Source organism: Bacillus altaicus, from assembly GCF_042136375.2.
Taxonomy (GTDB): domain Bacteria; phylum Bacillota; class Bacilli; order Bacillales; family Bacillaceae_G; genus Bacillus_A; species Bacillus_A cereus_U.
Genome location: NZ_CM143394.1, coordinates 1,020,874 through 1,044,397, shown reverse-complemented (window position 1 = coordinate 1,044,397; position 23,524 = coordinate 1,020,874). Strand labels below are relative to the sequence as shown.

Genomic DNA, 23,524 nt, shown 5'->3' with positions numbered 1-23,524 from the left:
CAAAGCATTTTCTTATAGTATTTTTATAATATCATCCATATTTCCGATATAAATCGGTTGCCACGTTTCCGTACCGCGCTCAGCTGTATAAACAGGATAAATATCTTCATCTACATTAACGAAAACAGGGTCCCCCATGTCCGTTTCATATCCGATAACAATCCATCCTTCCTTCCATTTTCCACTTTCATTGCTTATTAATGAATTTTTATGTTTATCATATCGGTAACCGATTTGTCCTTTTTCTAATTCATCTTCGCTAAATAAATATATTTCATAGGAACCTAACTCGATATCTTGCTGTTTTGAAGTTTCAATTCGTTTCAGAAGTTCTGCAATTTTTGGTTGTTGTTTCATACGTCTATCCCCTTCTTTTTTCTAAATTTTACCTAATCTATTTTTAAAATACAATATAGATTTTGAGAGGAAACGTTACAATACTAGAAATTCCGCACAAAAAAAAATAGCCTCACGTATGCGAGACTACTTTTCTAATATCAATTAAAATTTAAATTCTTGTCCAACTTCAAAACTGTCTTCTAATACAAGAATACCTTTTTCTTCTGGAGCATCTGGAAGCTCTAATTCACGTGCAGAGCAAATCATTCCAGAAGAAGGAACACCGCGAAGTTCAGCTGGTTTAATTAACATACCACTTGGCATTACAGCACCGATTTTTGCAATAACAACTTTTTGTCCTGCATCAACGTTTGGTGCACCACATACGATTTGTAATGTTTCTGTACCGATTTCCACTGTACAGATGTTTAATTTATCAGCATTTGGATGCTTCTCTTTTTCAGCTACATAGCCTACAACAAATTTCGGCGTGAAATCAGCTTCTACTTTTTCTTCAAAGCCGTTCTTTGCTAAAATGTCGTTAATTTTTTCAACAAATTCTTTCGTTAATGTAACGTTTCCGTTGTCTGTTACTTCTACATAAGAAGACGCATTAAAGATGTTGAATCCTCCTGTTACGTTGCTTTCACGATCATAAACGCGAGCAACATCTCCTTTGCGGTCAAATGTACGGTTTTCTAAAGTAATATCTTGTAAGGTAACAATTAAAGTGTCACCAATTCCTTCAAGGTTGTAAAAAACGTTCACTTCGTTCATCCTTTCTCTTTTCCATCTGTCTTCTTCCGATTCTTCGCTAAAATAAAGATTGGTTCGAAGTCCCCATCTTCATATACGAATGAAAGTGATGTAATCGGAACATGCCCTTCGGCAAAAAATTTCATTGTCATTTGTGCAATAATATCATAACCGATTTCGTTGACGATATCAGCAATAATTAATACATCTTGGTGAGGAACTGCAACAACCATATCACCAGAGATCTTTTCACGCATCGAGTGTAGTAACGATTCGTTTAAAATACGACTCGCATCGTATCCATCATTTGTGTTTAAAAAGTAGAATGTATTACCGGCTACTGTGTCCTGCTTAAATTCATAGCCTAATGAGCGAGCATTAAATAATGCCATTTCACGTACTTGTTCCTCTGTAAGCTCTAATTTTTGCAATAAGTGCTCATCAATTAATCGATACGTTTTATTAGAATCTAGCGCATAGTAAATACGTGTTTCCGCCGTATGGTCCGTCATAAGAAACGGATTTCCTTCTTCTGATTGTTTCGGGAAAGAAGTAGAGCGAATAACAGGTAAAATTTTCGCCGTGCTATTTTCTTCTTTATGCATTGCAATTAGCGCTTCTTGTACGTAATAAGCGACCTCTTCAATCGCTTTTTCTTTGTTCACTTCCCATTTTGCAACTACTCCTGGAAGTGATACGTTAATACCTTTTTTCGAGTCTATTTGTTCAATACGAAGAACTTCTTTCTCACTATCATAATGAAAGTCCCATTCTGGTCGAGATAATTTCTTCATTAACTCGTCTTTCATCTTTTTACTTGTCATTTTCATCTCTTTTTCCTCCCTTCCAAAAAAATAACCTCCCCCGCGAAGGTAGAGGTTGTTTTTACAATTCAATTGGCTAATTGTCTTATTTTAAACCTTCAATAAACTCTTCGATTTGCTCTTGTGTTTTACGATCTTTATTTACATAGCGTCCAGTTTCTTCACCTTTATTGTACGCTACAAAGCTTGGAATGCCAAATACGTCTACTTTCACGCATAAATCAATAAACTCATCACGATCTACATAGTAAAATGAGAAATCACTATACTTCTCTTCTACTTCTGGCATAAATGGATCAACGAAACGGCAATCTGGGCACCATTCTGCTGAGAACATGAAGACTACATTCTCTTCATTTTTTAATTCTTGGAATTGTTCCATGCTTTCTAATGATTTCATCTATATTTCCTCCTCTAACGAGTGCACTTTTTTCACACTATAATCTTTTCTTTATACTACCATACATCGCGCATGGTGCAAGGTTTATGCTTGCTTTTCATCATACTTATATTGCCCAACAAGTAACTTAACAACGTGTACAAATAACTCCGTTCGGTCGACATAATCATCTGTAAAAATACCGATAGCACCTTCGTGACTACGAATATCTTTTCGCTCTACAAACTCTTCCATCACTTCACTTAGCTCTTTTCCTTCTTCAAGAGGCGCTAAAAAATCGTCTGGTAACTTAATACGTGCCCCGCCTGCTACAAATGTTTTACCGTCAATCGTCGCTAAAGCACCCCAGTTACACATAAATAATCCATGCTCCATTTTCATAACACCGCCTTCTAGCCCAATGCCGATATGAGCTTCACCTTCCTGTAACGCTCTCTTCGCCCTATTTACTGCTCCTTGCATCGTCTCTTCATCTGAGAAAGGCTGGTTTGCCACTCCTGACGGAACAGAAAGAGATGTAATTTCAGCATCTTTCCAAACCTTCTCCACAGCCCCAAACTTCGTTTTATTCTTCGATCCAACTACTACCTTCATTTCATTCACCTCTATATAAATTCACACTCATATTCCTTCTACATTCAAACTTTTCACTTTCACAACTTCGGGACTCGAACGTTAAAATAGATCATACTCTCACTATCTATTCGGAGTGAGCACCAATTAAGCACTAACCACTACCACTCATCGCTGTGCCCTCTCTCCCACCTAAAAAAAGAAAGGCTCTTCAGCCCTTCTTCCTCTTTACGCGTTATTCTTAATTGTCTCTAACGTCGTTTTGTCCGTCGCTCTCACAAGCTTCGTAATTAATTCCTTCGCTGCCGCATAATCATCAACATGTAAAATAGAAGCATGTGTATGAATGTAGCGTGCACAAACACCAATTACTGCTGATGGGATACCAGAGTTACTTGTATGTACACGGCCCGCATCTGTACCACCTTGTGAAATAAAGTATTGGTACGGAATGTTATGTGTTTCTGCTGTATCTAAAATGAATTCGCGCATTCCTCTATGTGTTATCATTGTGCGGTCATAAATGCGAAGAAGCGCGCCTTTTCCTAATTGACCGAACTGCGTCTTATCACCAGATGCATCATTTGCTGGACTTGCATCAAGCGCATAGAAAATATCTGGTTGAATCATATTTGCAGCAGTTTGTGCTCCGCGAAGACCTACTTCTTCTTGTACAGTCGCACCAGAGTATAATGTGTTTGGTAATGTTTCATCTTTTAATTCTTTTAGCAATTCGATAGCAAGACCACACCCATAGCGGTTGTCCCAAGCTTTCGCCATAATTTTCTTCTCATTTGCCATCGGCGTGAATGGGCAGATTGGAACGATTTGTTGCCCTGGCTTTATGCCAATTTCAATTGCATCTTCATAACTATCTGCACCTATATCAATTAACATATTTTTTATATCCATCGGTTTTGCACGTTGCGCATCACTTAATAAATGAGGCGGAATAGAACCAACAACCCCAATAACAGGACCATTCTTCGTCATAACTTGTACACGCTGAGCTAATAGTACTTGGCTCCACCAGCCACCTAACGTTTGAAAACGAAGCATCCCATTTTTCGTAATTTGTGTAACCATGAAACCTACTTCATCCATATGACCTGCTACAAGAACGCGCGGGCCAGTTTCGTCCCCTTTTTTCAGACCAAATACGCTACCTAAACCGTCTTGCACAATTTCATCAGCATATTTGCTTAATTCTTGCTTCATAAAACGGCGCACATCATGTTCAAAACCCGATGCACCTTGTAATTCTGTTAACGTACGAAATAATTGTAATGTCTCTTTATTCACGAAGTCCCCTTCTTTCAAACCTTAGTAGAATACCTCTTTTATTGTAACGAAATTTTCGAAATGTTTCTAGTTTCTTCTTTTTTAGTTGCATTTGCATTATAATTATTATTGGTACACTATTTTTATTTTACAGAATTGAGGTGAATATATGAGCTGGAAAGGTTTAGTCACAGGTCTTGGCGTTGGGTTCGCAGCTGGTTATTTCGTTGCAAACAAAGTACAAGAACAATCCCATATTTCTTCAGAAAAAGCATTGAAAATGGTGAAACAAGCATTAAGTCATAAAGGTGAAATTACTGGCTCTTGGGTACATATGGTTCCAGAGACATTTGAAAAATATGATGTCGCGTACGAAGTTTATCGCGGCGGTCTTACAACGATGTTAGATGAAATACAAGAACGATTTGAATTTTTAGTTGATGCTAAAACAGGTACTGTTTTAGAAGTTATAGCAGCATAAAAAGGAGGTTTCCCGTTAGGTGAACCTCTTTTTTTTGAAAATCGCCGATAGTAATTAAAATTATATCGACGATTTTTTAAATATATCGATTTACCGACAAAATCTGATAATAATAGCGATCAATAATAAGAGGCGGCTTTCCAACAAATATTTTTGAACAATCTCCTCTTATTAAGCTTCTACAATTGTTTTTCTCTCTATCTTGTCCACTATATGCCCTTCCTCATTCCACTTTACTGCACGGTAATATGCATCATGATAAAAAGTAAACCACGCCTCTTTTTCAGCACCATACTTTATCCACTTTTGTTTATGTTCAATCGATGTCATCGGATAATCATCGTATGCCATTACCCACAATACATTTTGATGTGCATGCGTCGGTAAAATATCCGCTAAATGAAGCATCGTTTCACCTTGACTTTCAAGAATGATAACGGCATGTCCATCACTATGACCACCTGTATGCGCCATTTTTATTTCATCCGTAATTTCTATTTCTTGTCTGAACGTAACAATCTTATCAACGATTGGCTCCCAATTTTCCTTCCAATATGTATTACGCGATCTAACATTTGGATTTTTCATTTCATTCCATTCAGTCTCACTTACATAAATCGTTGCGTTCGGAAACGCCGGAACAAGGTGGTTTCCCTCCCATTTTGTTAAACCAGATGCATGGTCAAAATGAAGATGTGTCATTAAGACGTAATGAATATCTTCAGTATGCAGTCCAAGTTTTTCTAAAGATTCCTTAACTGATGATTCTTCTGTTACACCTTGATTCCGCTTCATTTTCTCATTCAATTTACCGTTGCCTATCCCTGCATCAATAAGCATGTTTCCTTCTTTCGTTTGCAAGAGTAACGGATCTGTTCGTAAATAAATATGATTTGTATCATTATGTTTATATTTGCGTGACCAAAGTACTTTTGGCACAACTCCAAACATCGCGCCTCCATCTAAATGTGTATTCCCACCTTTTAGCCACGTCACTTTTATATTTCCAATTTGTAACTGTTCCATATCCAATCCCCCTTTTTTATTTAATTTTAGCATAATATTCCGATTATTTTTCATATAAAAAACCTATGCATTACTGCATAGGCTCCGTACGATATTTTGCTTCAACTCGGTAAATACGATGACCTTTACTAGAGAATTTCTCTTCGTATTCTGTCATAATGTTTCCTTCATAATCACTATTATGAAGATCTAGGCTAAGGTAAGTTAATAACATACCATACTCAGCCATACTCATAATAGAATATTCAAATAAGTATTGGTTATCCGTTTTGAAATGAATTTCTCCGCCATCTACTAACACTTCTTCATAATTGCGTAAAAATGTTTTATACGTTAAACGACGCTTCGTATGACGATTCTTCGGCCATGGATCTGAGAAGTTTAAATAAACGCGGTCAATTTCACCTTTCGCAAAGAAAACTGTTAAATCTTCAGCATCTTTATTAATTAACTTTAAGTTCGGTACTTCTTCTTCAATTAATTTATCAAGTGCATCTACAACAACACTTGTGAATTTTTCAATTCCAATATAGTTAATATGCGGATTTGCTTTTGCCATATCATACATAAAGCGGCCACGTCCTGTACCTACTTCAATATGAATTGGCTGTTCATTTCCAAATATTTCTTTCCAGTTACCAGCGCTCTCCTCTGGGTTTCCAATTACGATATGTGAATACTCATTAATTCGATCCATTGCATAAGGCTTATGTCTTAAACGCATAGATGTCTCCCTCTCTTTACAAAACTATTTTAAAGGAAAAATTCCTTCTTTCTGTTTTAATCAATCTATCAAACAAAAAACCAAGTACGTACGAGCACTCGGTCCGTTTCTTTCAAGTATAAGATGTACCATTTTGATAAAAACTACATAAAGCATTAAACATTCCATGACGAAACAGCTTTTTCTCTTACATTTCTAGGGAGAGAAAAACACTCGAAAGGATGATCCGTTCATGCCAATTAATCAACAGCATCAATTAGAAGTGTTAAAAGATATTTTAATCAATCATCAAAGTGATTGCTGCGGGACAGTTTCTGAATGCGAGCAATTAGAGCGCCTCATTCAATCGTTACTCGCAAACGATAGTATAAGTAGTGACGCTAAAGCAATGCTAAACGATGTATATTCTTATAGTCAATCGGGTAAATCTTCCTCTAATTTGGACAACCATATTTCCAATAATCAAGAACAACTTACTCAGTGGATTGCTGGAATGGACAATTTTTCTTAAGTATTATTCTGAAGCAAGTAGTTGCTGTAAATATTGGTGCCAATATTTAGCTTCTGCTTGCTGCTTTTTTGTTGTGTGCCATTGAATAGATAAAATCGTTTGTGCTATCACATACCATCTCATACGCCTAAGCAATGATTCATCTAGTTCAACCTCATAATATCCGAGCCACCCACTCCATTCGTGGCGCGGAATATACCAATATAATAACATACCAAGATCTAAAGCTGGGTCAGCAATAACAGCCCCATCCCAATCAATTAAAAACAATTCATCTTCATCCGACAATATCCAATTGTTATGATTTACATCACAATGGCATACAACGAATTCATTGTACTCAATATCTTTTAATGACTCCGTTAAATATTGAAGACCTTGCTGAATTGTTTCATCAACTCTTATATCTCCTCTTAAAACGAGCTGTAGTTGTTGTAATAACTCTTGCCCATGAAGCGGCTGCTTTCCTAGCCTTTGAATCATCTGCACAAGCGCTTTAGAGGAGTGTATTTTCTTCAAAAGTTTCGCAACACGTTCTAGTTTCATATCCTCTTGCTCTAACTTCTGTCCCGGAAGCCATTTTTGAGCAGAAATTACATCACCGTTCGTTACCCTTCTTGTCCAAAGTAATTTTGGAACAATTCCTTCTGCTGACAATACCGCTAAAAAGGGCGATGTATTCCGCTTTAAAAATAACTTTTGTTGTCCGTTTTGCGCAATATATGCATCGCCCGTTACTCCACCAGCCGGTATAAGACTCCACTCTTTTCCTAATAATTGTTCCAACCATTCCATATTCATTACCCGTTAACAAATCCTTATCTTTTATAGTTATGAAAAGAAAAACCGCAACATTTCTACACATGTTGTGGATTCATATATTTTACTGTTTTTGAATGAAAAAACTTGGCATAAGCCGAAAACAGGACAAATCACCTGTTCTTCTAGTTTATTTTACAAAATCACTCATAGAATGACAACTTATCAAAATCGTCACCTTTGTCAATTCTACATTTATTACATTCTCATCGTCAAGTAGCGATTTGTCACATTATCGTCAATATATACGTGCTAATTGGAGCCAATTGAAGTTCCTTTCCTCTAAATGAAGAAATTGGCTCTATTTTTGCTTGCTTTTCGTTTACTAACACATGCCACGTTTCTTCTTTTGGAAGCTGCACCGTTTTAGCTTCCAAACCGCTATTGAATAGCACAACAATCTCTTTCCACGGTCCGAAAGATTCTACATCTCGCAAATGGTATGCAAGTGCTTCTTTTGATGTTTGCAAAAAAGTCATATGCTTTTTTATAAGGTCAGCGCTTTTTAATCGGAATGCCCCATGCTCCTTCCGAATCGCAATTAAACCTTTTATATAGTTAACTGTCTCCATCTCTTTTTCTTTTTGATCCCAATCTAATCGATTGATTTCATCATTTGCATTATAACTATTTTCATTTCCTTGCTTCGTACGATAAAACTCTTGCCCCGCATGTAAGAAAGGAATCCCTTGTGAAAGAATAACCATTGCAGTCGCTAAACGATGACGCCTTTTCAAAATTCCTTCTGATTCTGGATTACTTTGCACTAGTTTATCCCACATCGTCATATTGTCATGACATTCTACATAGTTAATGCTTTGTACTGGCTCTAGGAACAATCCTGTTTCTTTCATACTTAAAAGGCTACCAGCTACTATATACTGCAAATGATTACAGTCTACATGCCCACCAAATGCAAAGCCACGTTTATTTATATTAAAAGTACTTCCTTTTACTCCATCACGAAATTGATCATTAAACTGTGCGATACATGGCATTTTATTCGCATTATTTAACGTCGCTTTCTCTTCAAGAGGAAGCGGTGTTTGTAAATCCCATCCTTCACCTAATAACAGCGCATCCTGCTTTATTTTTCGCACTTCTTTTTCTAACGCATTCATCGTTTCAACATCTGAAATCCCCATTAAATCAAATCGGAATCCATCAACATTGTATTCAGTAAGCCAATATAAAACAGATTCTATAATAAATTTCCTCATCATTTTCCGTTCAGATGCTATATCATTTCCAACTCCCGTCCCATTAGAAGGCATACCATCTTCCCCATGACGAAAATAATATCCCGGGACAAGCTTCTCAAATGATGATAATTCTCTTTCATAAACATGATTATATACAACATCTATAATCACTCGAATGCCGTGATCATGAAATGTTTCAATTAGTTGTTTACACTCTACTATCCTGTTATATGGATCAGAAAGGTTTGCAACATAAAATCCTGTTGGTATATTGTAATATAATGGATTATATCCCCAATTATATGCGGAAGCAGGATTCACTTCATCTATACCACCAAAACAATGTAAAGGTAATAGTTCAACATGTGTAACGCCTAAATCTTTTATATGAGACAATCCTGTTAATGTCCCATTTCGTCCCGTTGTCTCTTCTTCCATCAATCCTTTATATGTTCCCTTTTTATTCACTCCACTGTTTGGATGAATAGTAGCGTCACGAATATGCAGTTCATACAATATGGCATCTGTCATTGACTGTAATGGTGATAATCCCTCTCGTTTTGTTACATTCGTCTTTTCCAAATCGATAACAACGCCGTATTTCCCATTTACAGTCACTGACTTTGCGTAAGGATCAACCGCTTCATTCCATATTAAATTAATACAAACAAGGAATGTATATCGTGCTCCATCATGATCACCTTGTAATGTATGAATCCACACTCCGTTTTCTTCTCTGTACATTTCATAATCAATATATTCTTTATCACTTTTATAAATCCGTACTTTCGCAAGCCTTGCGGTCGGAGCCCATACTTTAAATATTGTTTCTTCTTTTTTATACACAGCACCTAAGTCGGTACCTTCGTAATAATATTTTTCATCGAAAACTACTGTTCGAATCACAGCGCCTATTTGTAAATCTGTTTCTTCATTCCGTTCATCCCGTACTGTATAATACTTCCCCACATCTAGCGGCTCTTCTATAAAACATTCATACTTCGTTGCATCTGGAAGAGCAATAGTATGAACAATCGGTAACTCTTTCACATTGCTTCCTTCTTGTAAACGAAATGTCCGGCTTGTTCCATACGCATGCGGGAGCAAAATTGTAATTTTATTCATTTCATCTAAATAGGCATCAAATGGACGTTTTACTTTCAACATAAAAAATCACCATCATTCTTAAAGTTAAAATGAAACGAGCTGCAAATGATAAGGGTTTTCTTATCAGCGAAGCTCTATACAGTAACACATTATTCCCTATAGTATATTCACCTGTATAAAAAACGTTTTCATACATTCTATGTTTGTAGTTTTATTTCAGTAATCGATTTATACTTCGGCGTTTCCTTAACGTGAGATTCATACAAAGTAATCGTATCTGCTTGAAATGATGTTACGGGCAAATCTTTTACATTTGTCAGATCAAATACTTTTTCTCCTACCCATTTACGCGCAACAGTAATATGTGGATGATAAGGACGTGTCTCTAGAGAGAAACCATTTTCTTCACAAATTGTATGCACTTGTTTTTGCAACTGAACCAAATCATTATTCTCACTTACCTTCGCCCAAAAAACACGCGGCTCTTCTTCTAGGCCAAATGTTGAAAATCTTTGTAACGTGAACGATAGTTCTTTTGTTTCTGTAAGTATTTGTAATCCATTCTTTATTCCTTCTAATTGTTCCTCTGTCGCACTTCCTAAAAATGAAAGTGTAATATGATAATCTTCTTCATGTACCCACGAGCGAAATGGTAATTCATCCTTCATTTCCTCTTTATAATTAGAGAGCACTTCTTTTATATGACGTGGTAAAGTTACTGCGACAAAATAATGCGGCACCATCTACATCGTCTCCTTTATGTTATTGTTGCTTTTCTTGCTTATCTCATTCAGCTAAAAAGAATCCGCCCTCTAAAGTAGAGAGCGGTCATTATTTACATATCTTTTATTTCGCTAATTCATGAATTGCTTGCGCATAAATCGCTGTTGCTTTTAATAAATCTTCAATTTCAATGTACTCGTCTTTTTGATGCGCAAGTTCTTCTTTTCCTGGGAATAACGGGCCAAATGCAACGCCAGCTTTCAATGAACGAGCATAAGTACCACCGCCAATTGCTAACAATTCAGCTTTTTCACCAGTTTGTTCTTCATATACGCGTTGCAAAGTACGAATTAACGTATGATTTTTGTCAACGTGATGCGGGCGAGAGTTAGAATAATCCGCTACTTCAAATCCATGAGTACCAACATATTCTTTTAACTTTGCAATCGTTTCTTCAAAGTTAGTCGTAACTGGATAGCGTACATTTAATCCTAAATTACCACCGTTTTCTTGCGAGTAAGACAAGCGACCAACATTCACTGTTAACGGGCCGCTAATATCGTCTTTATAAGAAATACCAGCTTTTTCTCCAAGAATATCACCTGTAAATGTTTCTGTTACAAACGATGCAAATGAAGCCCCTTTTCCATCAAGAGAAACTTTCGTTAAGCAGTTTGCTAATAATAAACCTGCATTTTCTCCCTTTTCTGGAGTAGATCCGTGAGCTGAAATCCCTTTGATTTGCAACGTCACCGTATTTCCTTCTACAATTGCTTTACCTATTTTTTTAGCAGTTTGTAAATACTCTTCATATGCTACTGTAAGTGCATTTACATCTTCTCCTGTAATAACTGCTTCTGCAAAATCAGGAACCATATTTAAACGACGACCTGACTCAAATGAAATAAGCTTAAATGTGCCTTCTTTCTCTTCGCCACCACTTTGCACAACTTGTATGTCAGAAATTCCTTTTTCCGCATTAATAATTGGAAAATCTGCATCCGGCGCAAAACCGATTGTTGGCATTTCTTCATTTTTAAAATAATGATCTACACACTTCCAATTGCTTTCCTCATCTGTTCCTAAAATCATACGAACACGTTTTGAAAGAGGTAAGCCTAATTCTTTAACGATTTTCATCGCATAATAAGCTGCCATCGTCGGCCCTTTATCATCAATTGCACCGCGTGCAAAAATCTTCCCGTCGCGAATATCCGCACTATACGCAGGAGTTGTCCAGCCATCTCCTTCTGGTACAACATCAACGTGACAAAGAATACCTACTAATTCTTCTCCTTGTCCCATTTCAAGATGACCTGCATACCCTTCTAAATTTTTAGAAGCGAAACCTTCTGCTTCTCCTTTATGTAACATGAAAGATAAGGCTTTTTCTACACCTTCACCAAATGGCGCGCCCTCTTTCGCAGATTCTTCTTCCCATACACTTTTAATTTGCAAAAATTGTTGTGTATCACGAATTAAATCATCTTTTCGTTTTGTAACTTCTTCTGTCCAATTAATCGTTGACATCACGCATCCATCCTTCACTATATTGTCTCTTTCATCATAGCAAACGAAAATCTCTTATGCCATACATGAAAACCTAATAACGAACAATTGTAATATTTCAGATATTTCTTATTAGTTTTTCTTTTATTTTCTCAAAAAAATTTGCAGGAATTTGGCGTTTTACGTAGAAATTTATGAGTTAGTTGACTGACTAAATATACAATGTCAACTTCCAATATTTTTCTATATGAATCTTTGTTAAACTTTTGTAAAATTTAAGTAGATTAAAGCATGAATTTTATCATGTAGAGTACAATGGTAGTAACGACCTTCTTTCCTGAATGGGGTCAAAAAAACTAGTAGAGGAGCGGTTTTCTCTTGAAACCTACAACTACTCGTATGCTAACACGCATTAAATCAATTTATATGTACATCAATGAAAACGGTACGGTAACAACGAAAGACCTTGTAGATGAGTTCGGGATCACACCGCGAACGATACAACGTGATCTAAATGTGTTGCAGTTTAATGAACTCGTGTATAGCCCTTGCCGCGGCAAGTGGACAACGACAGGAAAGAAAGTGAGAATGACCTCATAATAAAAAATAATTGTATGTAAATAAATACATACCCCTTTCCAACTCATTAGAAAGGGGTCTTTTCTATGCTATGAAATTGGCGTTACTTTTCGTTATCTACTTGATACGTCTTTAACATTTCTACTTCTTCATCTGTTAATTCACGATATTGCCCAAGTTCTAACTCTTCATCTAACACTAAAGGTCCCATCTCTGTTCTCTTTAAATACACTACTTTTTTTCCTACCGCTTCAAACATACGCTTCACTTGATGGAATTTTCCTTCTGTAATAACAAGCTCAATTTCGGAAATATCATCACTTTTTAAAATTGTAAGTTCGCCTGGCTTCGTTTCATAGCCATCTTCTAAAATAACACCTTTAGCGAATTCTATTACATCCTCTTCCGTTACAACGCCTGAAATGTGTGCATAATATTTTTTCGGCACATGCTTTTTCGGAGATAATAGTTGATGCGTTAACTTCCCATCATTTGTGATTAATAAGAAACCTTCTGTATCAATATCGAGCCTTCCAACAGGGAATGGATCGAAAATCGCATCTTCTAATTCTAATAAATCTATTACTGTTTCGTGGTTATCATCTTCTGTCGCTGAAATAACACCTTGTGGTTTATGCATCATTAAATAAACAAACTCTTTATATTCCACAACTTCACCGTGAATCATAACCTCTTGCTCTTCTATATTCACATGAAACTTCGCATCTTTCACTGGCGTTCCATCAATTTTCACAACGCCGTCTTTCAGTAATTTTTTTACTTCTTTTCTACTTCCGTGTCCCATATTCGCTAATAATTTATCTAATCTCATGTTCTTCACCTTCTTTATTTATCATAGAAAAGGGGCCGTATTTACGCCCCTTTTGATTTCAACTTTATTTTGAATCTACTACCAAGTTTACGCTGGATTTTCTCTAAAGCTTCTCCGCCAAATACTCTTTCTAGTACTCCCGTGCGAATCGCTAACAATCCGTAAACAAGACCACCAATACCTGCACAAATCGCAACTGTAATAAGAGCACCAATACGGCCATCAGGCGAAATCATGAAGGATAGAAGCCATTGTGATAGTTTTACAGCAATAACCATTACAAGTGTTAATACTGCAATTTGGAATGTTCTCTTATATACAACACCAAATGAATAGTGTGCGTGTTTTTTGATTTGTCTATTCGTATACCATACAGAAGCTAAGAAACCGACTGCAGTAGCTAAAATCGCCCCAACTGTACCGAAATAACGAATAAAGATTACGTTACATACAAATTTCAAAATAACACCCATCACAAGCGCAATAACCGCATGTTTCTGCTTGTTAATCCCTTGCAAGATAGCTGCTGTTACTGTGAATAAAGCGAATAACAATGCAACTGGTGCATACCACATTAATACTTGTCCACCTAGTGGATCTGAATCGTAGAAAGCAGTGTAAATTGGATATGCAAGTGTAGAAATACCGATAACTGCTGGCAATGTTAAAAACATATTCGCCTGGAATGTTTGTGTAATTTGTAATTTCAAATAACGGTATTGCTTTTCAGTAAACGACTTTGTAATCGCTGGTACGAGCGTTAAACTAAACGCTGTTGCAAGTGATACCGGAATCATAATTAATTTATGCGTCCACATCGTGAAAATACCAAGTGCTCGCTCTGCGATATCCCCTTGACCAATCGCCTGCATAATAGAGTTAAATGTCAATGTATCAATTTGTTGATATAAAGGAATTGTTAATCCAATTACAACGTAAGGAATTGCATATGCAAACAACTCTTTAAACAATTGAGCGGTACTCACCGTTGATTCTGGTACAGTTTGCTCAATTAAATATTGATCCAAATATTTTTTACGTTTTAACCAGTACCAAATTAATACACCAAGTGCTCCAACTGCTGAAACGAACGCAGCGAATGTCGCAACACCAACTGCCGTTGCTACTGTACCGCCAAGTACTTTAATAACGATGAAACTACCCGCTAATAAAAAGATGATACGAATAATTTGCTCAATAATTTGTGAAACCGTAGTCGGTCCCATCGATTGGTGGCCTTGGAAATAACCACGAATCAAACTTGCTGCCGGCACAACAATAAGCGCAAAACTTACGAGGCGAATAATCGTCGTAACTTCTTCTATCTTATTTTGTAAACTTTGTTTACCAAGCATTGCTTCTGCAAATAATGGTGCGGTCATGTACAGTACTAAGAAGGAAAGAACTCCTGTTACTATCATCATAACCATTCCCGAGCGGAACATTCTCCGGCTCGTTTTATAATCTCCAAGTGCATTATATTTGGAAACAAACTTCGAAACAGCAAGCGGCACCCCTGCCGTTGCGATACTTAAAAATATCGTATATGGAATGTATCCATATGTATAGAGCGTTCCGCCTTCTGTGCCTACTAATGCATGAAATGGAAAGACGTAAATCATGCCTAAGAACTTTACTAAAAATGTCCCTAACGTCACAATAAGCGTTCCGCGCAGAAATTTTGAATCGGACATACAAAAATCCTCCTACATCTACATAAAGTGAAACTTTAATCAGCGGGAGACTCTCCTCCTACTAACCATTCGAGCATTTACAGGCCGCTTTAACTCCCCTTTACTTCTCTTAAATCTTAAGGTAGTAGTCTTATTGCCCATAAATAGCAGGATAATGCTGAACTCTAACTTTTGTATTGTACCACAATTCTCCTCTTAAGCAGTACTTCACTCTATTTTTCTTTTAAGGGAAAACATGCTATTCTTTTAGGCAGGAAATGTAGAAAATGAGGTCGATATATTATGCATTATGATGTTATTGTCATCGGCGGCGGTCCTTCAGGGCTAATGGCTGCAATCGGTGCTGCTGAAGAAGGCACAAGCGTCTTACTTCTTGATAAAGGAAATAAACTAGGACGTAAACTTGCGATTTCTGGTGGTGGTCGTTGTAACGTAACGAACCGTCTACCACTTGATGAAATCGTTAAACATATACCTGGAAATGGTCGCTTCTTATACAGTGCTTTTTCTATTTTCAGTAATGAAGATATTATTACATTCTTCGAAAATCTCGGTGTACAACTGAAAGAAGAGGATCATGGCCGCATGTTCCCAGTATCAAATAAAGCGCAATCTGTTGTAGATGCACTGTTAACACGATTAAAAGACTTAGGTGTGAAAATACGTACGAATACACCTGTTGAAACGATTGAATATGAAAACGGTCAAACGAAGGCTGTTATTCTGCAAACAGGTGAAGTGTTAGAAACGAATCACGTCGTTATCGCTGTTGGCGGAAAATCTGTTCCTCAAACTGGTTCTACTGGAGACGGATACGCTTGGGCTGAAAAAGCTGGGCATACAATTACAGAACTTTTTCCAACAGAAGTACCAATTCTTTCAAACGAACCGTTTATTCGTGACCGCACATTACAAGGTCTTGCTTTACGAGATGTAAACTTAAGTGTATTAAACCCGAAAGGAAAAGTTATCATTTCTCATAAAATGGACATGCTCTTCACTCACTTCGGCCTATCTGGTCCTGCTGCTCTTCGCTGTAGCCAATTCGTTGTGAAAGCGATGAAAAAGTTTAAAACGAACACAGTGCACATGAGTATCGATGCATTGCCAGAAGAAAATAGTGAGCAACTGTTCCAGCGCATGCTGAAACAAATGAAAGAAGATCCGAAAAAAGGAATTAAAAACGTTTTAAAAGGCTATGTTCCTGAACGTTACTTCCTATTCTTATTAGAAAAAAATGAAATTGACGGTAGCGAACAAGCTGGACAAGTTTCTCATGAGAAGATTCGCGCACTTGTGAAAGACTTTAAAGAATTTACCGTCCATGTAAATGGTACGCAGTCAATTGAAAAAGCATTCGTTACTGGCGGAGGGGTATCCGTTAAAGAAATTAACCCGAAAGAAATGGCTTCGAAATTCACGAATGGTTTATACTTCTGCGGAGAAGTTCTTGATATTCACGGTTATACTGGCGGCTATAACATTACATCAGCCCTTGTTACTGGTCGAATTGCCGGAACAACAGCAGGACAAAATGCGAAAATGCAATATTAAAAAAGAAACAGGGGCTCCTGTTTCTTTTTTTAGTATATTGAAATAGCAAAGCAGTACACGAAATTATATCGGCGATACTTTAAATATATCGACCGTTTCTTCAAAAATATCCCTTCCTCCTAACTTCCCATTGCTTTTTTGTTGCTTTATATACCTTAGTACCTTTATATTTTATATTGTTGAATATTCGAAAAAGGGTAAGGGGAAAACAAATGAGAAAAAAAGTCATGATGTCTTTAATGCTAATGACGTTTCTTTCTGCGGTAGAAGGAACGATTGTTAGTACAGCGATCCCTCGTATAACGAGTGATTTGTCAGGTGTCGAACTTGTTAGTTGGGTATATGCAATCTATATGCTTGCAACAGCTGTTTCGACTCCAATATACGGAAAGCTAGCTGATTTATTCGGCCGTAAAAAAGTTCTGCTCATCGGAGCAACAATCTTCTTAATCGGTTCTGCACTTTGCGGAGTCGTTACATCAATGGAACAATTAATCTTCTTCCGTGCTCTTCAAGGTATAGGGGCTGGTGCTGTTATGCCGATCACAATGACGATTATTGGAGATCTATATAGCGAAGCGAAAGACCGCGCGAAAGCACAAGGCTGGATGAGTGCCGTTTGGGGTGTATCTGGTGTTATTGGGCCGTTAGTAGGTGGATTTTTAGTTGATTCTCTTTCTTGGCGCTATATTTTCTTCTTAAACGTTCCTTTTGGAATTATCGCTTGCTTAATGTTTGCCACTTCTTATAAGGAATCTGTTAAGTCCGCCGCTAAGCAACATATCGACTATCTTGGTGCGACAGTCTTCTCATTAAGTACAATCGCTCTGCTATACGCATTATTAACAGGTAGCAGTAAGCAAAACTGGGGAGACATTTCAATTATCGGCCTATTAATCTTTGCCGCTGTTTCATTCATTATTTTCTTATACATCGAGAAAAAGTCTCCGGAACCATTAATTCCGCTAGCACTTTTCTCTAACCGTACATTATCTACAATAAACATACTAACACTTATTGCTGGCGCAATGATTATTAGTATTACAGTGTACCTTCCAATTTGGAGCCAAGGTGTTTTAGGAAAAAATGCGACAGAGGCGGGACTCATTTTAATGCCGATTCCTGTTATGTGGACATTCGGTGCGATGTTCTCCGGTAACTTAGTTGGCAAGTTACAAACGAAACAAATTATTTTACTTGGAGCTAGCATTTTATCAGTTGCTACTTTCTTATTATTTACATTATCAACAGATTCACCATCATTCCTTATTTATGTTGCAGTCGGATTATTCGGCTTAGGAATGGGGCTTGTTACACCAATTTACATGGTAACAATTCAAGCAGCTGTACCGGCGAATACGCGCGGAACTGCAGTCGGATTAAATACCTTTATTAATACTTTCAGTCAAACACTAGGTGCTGCAATCTTCGGAACGATCTTCAATACGATGATTCATGCACGTGGCATTAAAAACCTTGATCTTGTATCTGGCGGACACGGCGGAACTACAGCAAACGTGGTAACCGAATCGCAATCCGCATTAGCATCAAGTGTACACGTCATTTATATGAGCACTTTCGTATTAGCGGTATTCACATTAATTATCGCTTGGATCCTATTAAAGCCAGCTAAACAAACAAGTGAACAATAAAAAGAGGATGACCATTTTGGTCATCCTTTTTGCATAAAATCTACTCTTCATTCTCCACAATATGCTTCAGCATGGACAATTTATTATCCCAAAATCGTTCATAATACGAGAGCCACTGCTGTAATTCTTCTAATGGTTCTGGATGCAAACGATATATCTTCTCTCTTCCGCTCTTTCTTCCACTCACTAAATTCGCTTCTGAAAGAATATGAAGATGCTTTACAACTGCAGTACGGCTCATCGGAAAATGATCTGTTATTTTTGAAATTGGTAACTCTTTATCACTTAATAACCGTAACACTTCTCGGCGGGTTGGATCAGCAATTGCTTGAAATACATCATATTTCGCTGCTGACGAGGCCATTTAACCTTCGACAACCTTTTTCAGTTTTTCATTTACAATCGCTACCCAGCCGCCATTCATTCTATCGCGAATAATAGAGCTCTTCGCATTCGCTTTCGGAAGAATTTCATCAGGATGTTTCCAGCCGCCGTGAATTAACGTGAATTCTGTTTTATCTCCTAAATCTTTCAAAATGAATGAAACAACCCAGCCATCCGTATCCCATGAGAAGGATAAATGATTTGGCTCATCAATCTCTAACACTTTACATGGTGATGGTCCAAAAGGTGATTGCACATGAAATTCATGTCCTACCTCTAATTCGAAATCATTTGGCATAAACCATGACGCAATTCCTTCTGCAGTTGATACTACATTCCATACTTTTTGAATAGGTGCATTAAAAACGATTGTTTGTTTAATATCATTTAATGTATTTTGTTGTTCCATTTTATATCTCCTTTATTCGGTATTAAATATAACACCCTTTAGTTTCATATCAACAATATAACACCTTTTGGTTTCATGTCAAGAAAGGCTCTTTTTCACTGTTGAGAAATTCTCAACATTTTTTCAACAGGACAAACACCCTCTCAGCATTCCTTCATAATATACTCACAAAGGCAATGAAAAATAGAAAACTCCCTCAACATGAAACTCCGTCATTCATATTGAGAGAAGCGCCTAACTTATCTCATCTGTACTTCGTCTCTCCTCCTTCCCTCGGGGACAATACGCGAGATATGCAAAGATCAGAAGGAGTATGCCCGCCATTTGGGTAGGTAGTTATTTCTCTTCTCCTCAACATTTCCTTAGGAGCGAAATGACTACCGATCCACTTTTTTAAACAAAAATAAAAAGGAGATGAAAGCTATGTTCTATTGCATTAACTGTTCTGAAATTCACCGTGAAAAACACCCAAATGATAAAGTTTTCAAAAACGGTTTTTATATTGATCCATTTTTAGGTGATCGTTATCACCTCGGTATGTGCACTGATGCTCAGGAGCATGTAACAGAAGAAGTTCTTTTAACGACAAAGAAAACAGGCGCAACACAATCTATTATGAATATTTTACCGACACATGTTGTCCCAACGTAAAGCATAAAAAAGAGCTGGATCCCCAGCTCTTTTTTATGCTTTATAAACAATCATCGCTGAAAAACAATAAATTTGATTTTCATCATCGTTAATTGAAACACCAACTTGATACTTTATATCTACAAAATTTCCATCATCAATTTTTTTCAAAAATACATTTACAGCTTCTTCTAAGTCTTTTTCATGACTTTCATCAAACACTTTCACACGAATCATGTTAACACCATCCTAGATCGCAGCCCTCCGCCGCTTGTTTATTGCCACGGTGCGTATCTATGATGCGATAAAACTTTCCATCTTCATATATATATCCGTCTTCTAACACATATTGTTTATCTTCAGTATAGACATAAAACTTACCTATCATAAACTTACTCGTATATAATTCCAAATAATCTTGCCTAAATTTAGCTACAACTTTATTTGTAATATCAATTCTAATTGTGCGCCCCACCTTCTCTCCCTCCCTTGTAAAGAACGGATTTAGGTATATTGTATTAGCGATTTTATATTTTATGCTTAAAAATAAGTGGATATGCCTTCTTTCTGCTCCTGTACTATTTTTCTAAAAAAATTACCTCTACTTATTCAACTTATAAGAGCAAAAAAACACATAAAAAAACGACTTCTATATATTGACTACAGCATATCAGATATGATATTATATAAAATTTGACATTTTTATCCTGGTATGTTATCATTAAAGATAGTTACCACATATGGAGGTGGATGATTTGTTTCAAATTGGTGATAAAATCGTTTATCCAATGCACGGTGCAGGAATCATCGAAGCAATTGAAGAGAAAGAAATATTAGGCACTACGCGTCAATATTGTGTTATACGAATCATTAGTAAAGACATGCAAGTAATGCTTCCGATGAATCAATTACAAAAATCAGGTATACGTTATATCGTCGATAAAGGTACGTTAGATGGTATACTTCTTGAATTTCATCATGGGGAATCAGACCCCTCACTCTCTTGGAAACAAAGATATACAATGAATATGGAAAAAATGAAGAACGGCAATCTTCAAGATAGTGCAGAAGTTGTTCGTGATTTACTTCGTCGCAATAAAGAAAGAGCATTAAATGCGAGCGAAAAACAAATGCTAGATAATGCACGTAAAATGCTTATTAGTGAAGTTGCGCTCGTACAGAATGTTTCAGAACATCAAGCAACAGAATTTCTTCAAGAGACAATCAATCATTAATTTTAAAAATAGCCGACCGCTATTTTTTTTACGTAAAAAAGGCCAAAGAGTTAAATCTCTTTGGCCTTTCATATTACCCACGCCCCGCTTGAAACGATGGGTATAAAGTCATTCCACCATCTGCAAATAACGTAATTCCAGTTACGTAACTTGCCTCTGATGAAGCGAGCCACGTTGCTACTGCTGCGATTTCTTCAGGTTTTCCAATATAACCCATCGGAATCATACTTTCTACGTCGTCACGTTTTTTCGGGTCAGCAAATTTTTCAGCATTAATTGGCGTATTAATTGCACCAGGTCCAATATTATTTACCCGAATACCTTTTGGTGCATATTCTAACGCTAACGTTTCTGTCATAAGCTTAATCCCCCCCTTACTAGCCGCATAATGAACAAATAATGGCCACGGGATTTTCTCATGAACACTAGACATATTAATAACCGAACCTTTAATATCGTGTTCCACAAAATATTTAATCGCTTCACGACTTCCTAAAAAAGCACCTGTTAAATTTGTATGAATTACTTTATTCCAATCCTCTAACGGCATTTCATGCGATGGTACCGCATTTTCTATCCCTGCATTATTAATCATAACGTCGAGCGTACCAAATTCTTTAACAGCAGATTGAATGAGATTCACAACATCTGCCTCGGCCGTGACATCACCTTTTACAGCAATCGCTTCTCCGCCTACCTTTTTTATTTCTTCTAATACCTCGTTCGCTTCTGACTCTCTTGAGCGATAGTTAATAACAACTTTCGCCTTTTCTTTAGCAAATCTTACTCCCATGGCTCTTCCAAGACCAGTTGCTGATCCTGTAATAACGACGACTTTCCCTTCTAAATCGCTATACATTTTAATACCTCCTTAACTTTTCGCAATCCCCAGCATAATTCCAGCTGCAATGATAAAAACAATCCCAATAACAATCCAAATTAATTGACGCTTCGTTTTCCTTTCACCTAATATAAAAATCCCGCCAAGCGTCGAAATAATAATTCCCATTTGTGAAAGGGAAAAGCTTGTTGCGACCCCAACTCTTGGCTGCGAAATGAATAAAAACATATTTCCAGCTGCCCAAATCAATCCTGGAAGAATATTTCGAATCGCATATTTATTGAATGGATGATGTTTAAATGTGAGTAAAATCCCGCCTAATACCATACCGACGGCTTGTGGTAATAAAGCCGCCCAGCCGTTCACGTTAAATAACCGGATAACTACTACGTAAACTAAATAACCGACTGTTGAAATTAATAAAATAATAATTCCTTTTTTGAAATTCCCTGCTTGCTCTGCATTCTTCTCTTCTTTACTTTGAAGTGATGTTAAAATAACCCCGATAATAATACAAACGAGCGCCAAAACTCCAAGTACGACCGATATCGTCGTTGACCATTCATGAAACACGATAACCCCAAATAATGTTGTCGCGACTAATTGAAGCCCTGTTGAAATCGGCATCGTTCTAGAAACACCCATTAAATCAATACTTTTTAATTGATTCGCTTGACCAAGTGCCCAAAATAAGCCGGATACAATTCCAACTCCAATAACAGTCGGAGTTAATACCGGCTTCATAAAAATATAAACAACAATTGAGAAGATAAGTGCACCGAACGTTGTACCGAGCGTTTGACTATACGGTCCCCCGCCCAGTTTCACGTTAAATAGCACAATACTCCCCCAAAATATAGCTGGTAAAATCGCTAAAAGTATATCCATCGCTCATTACCTTTCTCTACAAAATGTCATAGGTTATCGCTCTAAATCATTAGAGTGAGCTTTTATTTTTTCGTTTTTTCGTGCACAAATCTTTTCTACAATAGCACCAGAAACATTCTTTTCTCGATCCACTTTCTTTATCTTTACGTGATCTAAATTATCTTCCAAAGTAAGTGTAACTTTATCATTCGGTGGATTATGTGCACCTTGAAATGTAAGAAATTGTAGCATAATTTCAAATCTAGGAACGAACTCATCTTTCTTACCGAGACGCTTTATATTTATAACAGATTCACATTCATGTTGATCTTCTGTCACTTGCCTTATAACCGAGTAATATCGATTCAGTAACGCACTTTCTAAAAGCTGTTCCGTCGATTCTTTTGCCAAAGAATTGCTTGGAGAAAAGAAAAAAACAGAACATATCATTGAAATTATTACACATATCTTTTTCATAACTTCCTCCTTTTCCTATAAGATAGTGTTCTCCAAAATGCCATAAAAAAACGACTTTCCCTATGTAGGAAAGTCGTTTTTTATAGCACAAATCC

The 23,524-nt window shown here is 36.9% G+C and carries 28 protein-coding genes; 7 read left to right on the top strand and 21 right to left on the bottom strand.

Going from position 1 to position 23,524, the window contains the following annotated elements; genetic code table 11:
- Positions 1-12 precede the first annotated feature (12 nt).
- The 6 genes from ACE38F_RS05450 to ACE38F_RS05425 form a co-directional block, all read right to left on the bottom strand.
- Entirely contained in the window at positions 13-357 is a 345-nt protein-coding gene (locus tag ACE38F_RS05450; RefSeq protein WP_375370032.1) for a thiamine transporter, read from the bottom strand.
- Positions 358-501: 144 nt separating this feature from the next.
- Positions 502-1,116, bottom strand: coding sequence for a YtpR family tRNA-binding protein (gene ytpR / locus ACE38F_RS05445; RefSeq protein WP_341305585.1), 615 nt, complete (start codon positions 1,114-1,116; stop codon positions 502-504).
- On the bottom strand, positions 1,113-1,925 hold the full coding sequence (locus ACE38F_RS05440; protein WP_215557566.1) for a DUF1444 domain-containing protein: 813 nt from the start codon (positions 1,923-1,925) through the stop codon (positions 1,113-1,115). Before ACE38F_RS05440 ends, ytpR begins: the two co-directional genes overlap by 4 nt.
- Positions 1,926-2,004: 79 nt before the next feature.
- On the bottom strand, positions 2,005-2,319 hold the full coding sequence (locus ACE38F_RS05435; protein ID WP_002015619.1) for a thioredoxin family protein: 315 nt from the start codon (positions 2,317-2,319) through the stop codon (positions 2,005-2,007).
- Between the two features lie 84 nt (positions 2,320-2,403).
- The gene (locus ACE38F_RS05430; protein WP_375370033.1) at positions 2,404-2,913 is read right to left on the bottom strand and encodes a DUF84 family protein; all 510 of its coding nucleotides are present in this window, start codon (positions 2,911-2,913) and stop codon (positions 2,404-2,406) included.
- 207 nt (positions 2,914-3,120) lie between these two features.
- On the bottom strand, positions 3,121-4,194 hold the full coding sequence (locus ACE38F_RS05425; RefSeq protein ID WP_078173974.1) for a M42 family metallopeptidase: 1,074 nt from the start codon (positions 4,192-4,194) through the stop codon (positions 3,121-3,123).
- A 148-nt stretch (positions 4,195-4,342) separates the two neighbouring features.
- Between ACE38F_RS05425 and ACE38F_RS05420 the strand changes: the two genes are divergently transcribed.
- On the top strand, positions 4,343-4,654 hold the full coding sequence (locus ACE38F_RS05420; protein WP_002112333.1) for a PepSY domain-containing protein: 312 nt from the start codon (positions 4,343-4,345) through the stop codon (positions 4,652-4,654).
- A 171-nt stretch (positions 4,655-4,825) separates the two neighbouring features.
- Here the strand turns inward: ACE38F_RS05420 and ACE38F_RS05415 are convergent, their stop codons facing one another.
- Positions 4,826-5,680: a YtnP family quorum-quenching lactonase gene (locus ACE38F_RS05415; protein ID WP_435868534.1), complete on the bottom strand. Its 855-nt coding sequence runs from the start codon at positions 5,678-5,680 to the stop codon at positions 4,826-4,828.
- Positions 5,681-5,750: 70 nt separating this feature from the next.
- On the bottom strand, positions 5,751-6,404 hold the full coding sequence (gene trmB, locus ACE38F_RS05410) for a tRNA (guanosine(46)-N7)-methyltransferase TrmB (RefSeq protein ID WP_375370034.1): 654 nt from the start codon (positions 6,402-6,404) through the stop codon (positions 5,751-5,753).
- Between the two features lie 232 nt (positions 6,405-6,636).
- On the opposite strand from trmB, the gene ACE38F_RS05405 reads away from it, so the two are divergent.
- The gene (locus ACE38F_RS05405; protein ID WP_002112336.1) at positions 6,637-6,915 is read left to right on the top strand and encodes a YtzH-like family protein; all 279 of its coding nucleotides are present in this window, start codon (positions 6,637-6,639) and stop codon (positions 6,913-6,915) included.
- A 3-nt stretch (positions 6,916-6,918) separates the two neighbouring features.
- Here the strand turns inward: ACE38F_RS05405 and ACE38F_RS05400 are convergent, their stop codons facing one another.
- The 4 genes from ACE38F_RS05400 to pepV all read right to left on the bottom strand — a co-directional run bounded on the left by ACE38F_RS05400 (position 6,919) and on the right by pepV (position 12,296).
- Entirely contained in the window at positions 6,919-7,716 is a 798-nt protein-coding gene (locus tag ACE38F_RS05400) for a phosphotransferase (RefSeq protein WP_375370035.1), read from the bottom strand.
- Positions 7,717-7,961: 245 nt separating this feature from the next.
- Positions 7,962-10,103, bottom strand: coding sequence for a type I pullulanase (gene pulA / locus ACE38F_RS05395; protein ID WP_375370036.1), 2,142 nt, complete (start codon positions 10,101-10,103; stop codon positions 7,962-7,964).
- A 137-nt stretch (positions 10,104-10,240) separates the two neighbouring features.
- Positions 10,241-10,786 (bottom strand): RNA 2',3'-cyclic phosphodiesterase, encoded by a 546-nt coding sequence (gene thpR / locus ACE38F_RS05390; protein WP_375370037.1) that lies wholly within the window; start codon positions 10,784-10,786, stop codon positions 10,241-10,243.
- A 103-nt stretch (positions 10,787-10,889) separates the two neighbouring features.
- Positions 10,890-12,296 carry a dipeptidase PepV gene (gene pepV, locus ACE38F_RS05385; protein ID WP_215554449.1) on the bottom strand — a complete coding sequence of 469 codons (1,407 nt, stop codon included), beginning with the start codon at positions 12,294-12,296 and terminating at the stop codon, positions 10,890-10,892.
- A 357-nt stretch (positions 12,297-12,653) separates the two neighbouring features.
- On the opposite strand from pepV, the gene ACE38F_RS05380 reads away from it, so the two are divergent.
- Positions 12,654-12,875, top strand: coding sequence for a DeoR family transcriptional regulator (locus ACE38F_RS05380; RefSeq protein WP_000805512.1), 222 nt, complete (start codon positions 12,654-12,656; stop codon positions 12,873-12,875).
- A gap of 82 nt (positions 12,876-12,957) precedes the next feature.
- Here the strand turns inward: ACE38F_RS05380 and ACE38F_RS05375 are convergent, their stop codons facing one another.
- Both ACE38F_RS05375 and ACE38F_RS05370 read right to left on the bottom strand, forming a co-directional pair.
- Positions 12,958-13,686: a pseudouridine synthase gene (locus ACE38F_RS05375; RefSeq protein WP_215554450.1), complete on the bottom strand. Its 729-nt coding sequence runs from the start codon at positions 13,684-13,686 to the stop codon at positions 12,958-12,960.
- 41 nt (positions 13,687-13,727) lie between these two features.
- Positions 13,728-15,380 (bottom strand): putative polysaccharide biosynthesis protein, encoded by a 1,653-nt coding sequence (locus tag ACE38F_RS05370; RefSeq protein WP_215554451.1) that lies wholly within the window; start codon positions 15,378-15,380, stop codon positions 13,728-13,730.
- 282 nt (positions 15,381-15,662) lie between these two features.
- Between ACE38F_RS05370 and ACE38F_RS05365 the strand changes: the two genes are divergently transcribed.
- Together ACE38F_RS05365 and ACE38F_RS05360 are read left to right on the top strand one after the other, a co-directional pair.
- Complete coding sequence (locus ACE38F_RS05365; protein WP_375370038.1) at positions 15,663-16,934, top strand: BaiN/RdsA family NAD(P)/FAD-dependent oxidoreductase; 1,272 nt, start codon at positions 15,663-15,665, stop codon at positions 16,932-16,934.
- Positions 16,935-17,146: 212 nt separating this feature from the next.
- Positions 17,147-18,586, top strand: a complete 1,440-nt coding sequence (locus ACE38F_RS05360) for an MDR family MFS transporter (RefSeq protein WP_085312546.1) — start codon at positions 17,147-17,149, stop codon at positions 18,584-18,586.
- A 40-nt stretch (positions 18,587-18,626) separates the two neighbouring features.
- Here ACE38F_RS05360 and ACE38F_RS05355 read toward each other — a convergent pair whose 3' ends face one another.
- On the bottom strand, positions 18,627-18,950 hold the full coding sequence (locus ACE38F_RS05355) for an ArsR/SmtB family transcription factor (protein WP_088079512.1): 324 nt from the start codon (positions 18,948-18,950) through the stop codon (positions 18,627-18,629).
- On the bottom strand, positions 18,951-19,379 hold the full coding sequence (locus tag ACE38F_RS05350) for an SRPBCC family protein (RefSeq protein ID WP_375370039.1): 429 nt from the start codon (positions 19,377-19,379) through the stop codon (positions 18,951-18,953).
- Between the two features lie 423 nt (positions 19,380-19,802).
- Here ACE38F_RS05350 and ACE38F_RS05345 point away from each other — a divergent pair, with 423 nt between their 5' ends.
- Complete coding sequence (locus ACE38F_RS05345; protein ID WP_375370040.1) at positions 19,803-20,030, top strand: DUF3973 domain-containing protein; 228 nt, start codon at positions 19,803-19,805, stop codon at positions 20,028-20,030.
- Positions 20,031-20,063: 33 nt separating this feature from the next.
- Here the strand turns inward: ACE38F_RS05345 and ACE38F_RS05340 are convergent, their stop codons facing one another.
- Positions 20,064-20,246 carry a sporulation protein Cse60 gene (locus ACE38F_RS05340; protein WP_002112353.1) on the bottom strand — a complete coding sequence of 61 codons (183 nt, stop codon included), beginning with the start codon at positions 20,244-20,246 and terminating at the stop codon, positions 20,064-20,066.
- A 1-nt stretch (position 20,247) separates the two neighbouring features.
- On the bottom strand, positions 20,248-20,484 hold the full coding sequence (locus ACE38F_RS05335; protein ID WP_002089059.1) for a DUF2553 family protein: 237 nt from the start codon (positions 20,482-20,484) through the stop codon (positions 20,248-20,250).
- Between the two features lie 265 nt (positions 20,485-20,749).
- Here ACE38F_RS05335 and ACE38F_RS05330 point away from each other — a divergent pair, with 265 nt between their 5' ends.
- Positions 20,750-21,244 (top strand): CarD family transcriptional regulator, encoded by a 495-nt coding sequence (locus tag ACE38F_RS05330; RefSeq protein ID WP_375370041.1) that lies wholly within the window; start codon positions 20,750-20,752, stop codon positions 21,242-21,244.
- A 73-nt stretch (positions 21,245-21,317) separates the two neighbouring features.
- On the opposite strand, the gene ACE38F_RS05325 is transcribed toward ACE38F_RS05330, so the two are convergent.
- From ACE38F_RS05325 to ACE38F_RS05315, 3 genes are read right to left on the bottom strand one after another with little or no spacing between them, the layout of a single operon-like run.
- Positions 21,318-22,103 carry a glucose 1-dehydrogenase gene (locus ACE38F_RS05325; protein ID WP_215554456.1) on the bottom strand — a complete coding sequence of 262 codons (786 nt, stop codon included), beginning with the start codon at positions 22,101-22,103 and terminating at the stop codon, positions 21,318-21,320.
- A 12-nt stretch (positions 22,104-22,115) separates the two neighbouring features.
- Positions 22,116-22,973 (bottom strand): glucose uptake protein GlcU, encoded by an 858-nt coding sequence (gene glcU, locus ACE38F_RS05320; RefSeq protein ID WP_341305577.1) that lies wholly within the window; start codon positions 22,971-22,973, stop codon positions 22,116-22,118.
- A 33-nt stretch (positions 22,974-23,006) separates the two neighbouring features.
- Positions 23,007-23,429 carry a DUF3888 domain-containing protein gene (locus ACE38F_RS05315; protein WP_375370042.1) on the bottom strand — a complete coding sequence of 141 codons (423 nt, stop codon included), beginning with the start codon at positions 23,427-23,429 and terminating at the stop codon, positions 23,007-23,009.
- Between the last annotated feature and the right edge of the window lie 95 nt (positions 23,430-23,524).

Coding starts and splice junctions, on each gene's coding strand:
- ACE38F_RS05400 (WP_375370035.1), bottom strand. CDS start 7,716: ATGAATATGGAATGGTTGGAACAATTATTAGGAAAAGAGTGGAGTCTT.
- ACE38F_RS05330 (WP_375370041.1), top strand. CDS start 20,750: ATGGAGGTGGATGATTTGTTTCAAATTGGTGATAAAATCGTTTATCCA.
- ACE38F_RS05370 (WP_215554451.1), bottom strand. CDS start 15,380: ATGTCCGATTCAAAATTTCTGCGCGGAACGCTTATTGTGACGTTAGGG.
- ACE38F_RS05325 (WP_215554456.1), bottom strand. CDS start 22,103: ATGTATAGCGATTTAGAAGGGAAAGTCGTCGTTATTACAGGATCAGCA.
- pepV (WP_215554449.1), bottom strand. CDS start 12,296: ATGTCAACGATTAATTGGACAGAAGAAGTTACAAAACGAAAAGATGAT.
- ACE38F_RS05405 (WP_002112336.1), top strand. CDS start 6,637: ATGCCAATTAATCAACAGCATCAATTAGAAGTGTTAAAAGATATTTTA.
- ACE38F_RS05450 (WP_375370032.1), bottom strand. CDS start 357: ATGAAACAACAACCAAAAATTGCAGAACTTCTGAAACGAATTGAAACT.
- pulA (WP_375370036.1), bottom strand. CDS start 10,103: ATGTTGAAAGTAAAACGTCCATTTGATGCCTATTTAGATGAAATGAAT.
- trmB (WP_375370034.1), bottom strand. CDS start 6,404: ATGCGTTTAAGACATAAGCCTTATGCAATGGATCGAATTAATGAGTAT.
- ACE38F_RS05415 (WP_435868534.1), bottom strand. CDS start 5,680: ATGGAACAGTTACAAATTGGAAATATAAAAGTGACGTGGCTAAAAGGT.
- ACE38F_RS05435 (WP_002015619.1), bottom strand. CDS start 2,319: ATGAAATCATTAGAAAGCATGGAACAATTCCAAGAATTAAAAAATGAA.
- ACE38F_RS05350 (WP_375370039.1), bottom strand. CDS start 19,379: ATGGAACAACAAAATACATTAAATGATATTAAACAAACAATCGTTTTT.
- ACE38F_RS05365 (WP_375370038.1), top strand. CDS start 15,663: ATGCATTATGATGTTATTGTCATCGGCGGCGGTCCTTCAGGGCTAATG.
- thpR (WP_375370037.1), bottom strand. CDS start 10,786: ATGGTGCCGCATTATTTTGTCGCAGTAACTTTACCACGTCATATAAAA.
- glcU (WP_341305577.1), bottom strand. CDS start 22,973: ATGGATATACTTTTAGCGATTTTACCAGCTATATTTTGGGGGAGTATT.
- ACE38F_RS05360 (WP_085312546.1), top strand. CDS start 17,147: ATGAGAAAAAAAGTCATGATGTCTTTAATGCTAATGACGTTTCTTTCT.
- ACE38F_RS05355 (WP_088079512.1), bottom strand. CDS start 18,950: ATGGCCTCGTCAGCAGCGAAATATGATGTATTTCAAGCAATTGCTGAT.
- ACE38F_RS05345 (WP_375370040.1), top strand. CDS start 19,803: ATGTTCTATTGCATTAACTGTTCTGAAATTCACCGTGAAAAACACCCA.
- ACE38F_RS05440 (WP_215557566.1), bottom strand. CDS start 1,925: ATGAAAATGACAAGTAAAAAGATGAAAGACGAGTTAATGAAGAAATTA.
- ACE38F_RS05375 (WP_215554450.1), bottom strand. CDS start 13,686: ATGAGATTAGATAAATTATTAGCGAATATGGGACACGGAAGTAGAAAA.
- ACE38F_RS05340 (WP_002112353.1), bottom strand. CDS start 20,246: ATGATTCGTGTGAAAGTGTTTGATGAAAGTCATGAAAAAGACTTAGAA.
- ACE38F_RS05315 (WP_375370042.1), bottom strand. CDS start 23,429: ATGAAAAAGATATGTGTAATAATTTCAATGATATGTTCTGTTTTTTTC.
- ACE38F_RS05430 (WP_375370033.1), bottom strand. CDS start 2,913: ATGAAGGTAGTAGTTGGATCGAAGAATAAAACGAAGTTTGGGGCTGTG.
- ACE38F_RS05420 (WP_002112333.1), top strand. CDS start 4,343: ATGAGCTGGAAAGGTTTAGTCACAGGTCTTGGCGTTGGGTTCGCAGCT.
- ytpR (WP_341305585.1), bottom strand. CDS start 1,116: ATGAACGAAGTGAACGTTTTTTACAACCTTGAAGGAATTGGTGACACT.